1 protein-coding gene and 1 pseudogene are annotated in these 1456 nt (G+C 58.9%); both read right to left on the bottom strand.

Features of this window, described 5'->3' with window-relative positions; all coding sequences use genetic code 11:
- Positions 1-40: 40 nt before the first annotated feature.
- Positions 41-496, bottom strand: a pseudogene (locus GSQ76_RS32105) (DMT family transporter).
- A 9-nt stretch (positions 497-505) separates the two neighbouring features.
- Positions 506-1456, bottom strand: a 951-nt coding sequence (locus GSQ76_RS23720) for a Gfo/Idh/MocA family protein (RefSeq protein WP_216851257.1), incomplete at its 5' end; no start/stop codon positions are given.

Raw genomic sequence — 1456 nt, 5'->3', positions numbered from 1 at the left:
ACTAAAACATAGACCCAATTCAGTTATTTCCTGACGGGCCCTAAAATATTGAGACCAAGGTGACGCCAACAATCGCCAAGGCAGCCCCTAGCAGGCGCGGCCAGGTTGCATCGCGAACCTCCAAGCCCATAAGCCCATACTTGTCTAAAGCTATCGATAGCACGACCGCGACAACCAGGACCGTGACCGTAAAGCCTGCTGATCCAATCTTCTGCGTGCTGACAGCCGCGGCGACGGTGAAGGTGAGCTGACACAGACCTCCGACGAATGCCCACCATGGCAGACCACCAACTTTGCTGAGACCGCCGAGCTAGATCCCCGCGACTGCCCCGATACCCGTACAGATCAGCAAGCCACATAGCGCGACGGCATAGACCACCAACGTTGCGGCCAAGGGCTGGCCGATACCCTTGTTAAGTGCAGCATTGGCTGCCGATTGCAGAGGGTTGCTGATGCCTGCAAGCAACGCCAGGCCGTATAATAAGACTTGTGTCACCTAGCGCTCTCAGTCTTCCAAAGGCGGGCCGCGGAACACATCAAGGCCGCTGATAGAGGGTAACGATACCGGCTGACCTGATCGACCAGATTGGTAGATCGCCTCCATCACCACATGGTCTTGTACTCCCTCCTCTCCCGGCGTCCGGGGACGCCGCCCAGTCAGGACGCAATCGGCGAAGTGGTCGATCTCTAGGGTAAACTGGTTCTTTGCCGCGACCGCAGGACTATCAATTGCTTCCTCGTTCCCGACGCGGCGCGCAATCCTGATCGATTGACCGCGATAGGCGAAGGCGTTGGCAACATCGATCCAGGCTTCACCGAGGCGGACGCGCATATCTTTGGACTCGTGCGCCGTGTAGCTGGTGGAACATTGCGCGATGGTGCCAGACGGGAACCGCAGCATAAATGCCACTGTGTCCTCGACCGTGAGGAAGCGGGCATCATCCCTGGGAGTCCAAATTCGGGCGAAGACTTCGACTGGCTCTTCCCCCGTGTAAGCCCGAGCGCCATTGAGGCAATACAAACCGATATCTGGTAGTGCACCGCCACCGGCCATTGCGGCTTTCATCCGCCACTGGTCCATAGGGCCTTGGACCTGAGTGTTGCAGGCCTCGATGAGGCGGGCTGTCCCATATTGGCCGGACCGCACTATGCTGATCGCACGGCGGTTGTAAGGTTCGTACTGACAGCGGTACGCCACCATCAGCCTCACCCGCGCTGCATCGCAGGCTGCGACCATCTTCCGTGCCTCGTCCGACGATGTCGCCATCGGCTTTTCGCAGAGGACGTGCTTGCCGGCAGCTGCGGCGGCGGTCACGTGTTCGAGGTGCAGTGAATTGGGTGTGACCACGTAAACGGCCGCTATATCCTTGTTCTCGGCAAGCCGATGCCACTCATCGTAGGTGTAAATGCCCTCTGCGGCGATACCATATTGAGCCGCCACGACCCGCGCCTTGTT

This window comes from Acidisphaera sp. L21, assembly GCF_009765685.1.
Classification (GTDB): domain Bacteria; phylum Pseudomonadota; class Alphaproteobacteria; order Acetobacterales; family Acetobacteraceae; genus LMUY01.
Note: the sequence above shows the minus strand (reverse complement) of the source record. Positions and strands in the feature narration are given on the sequence as shown.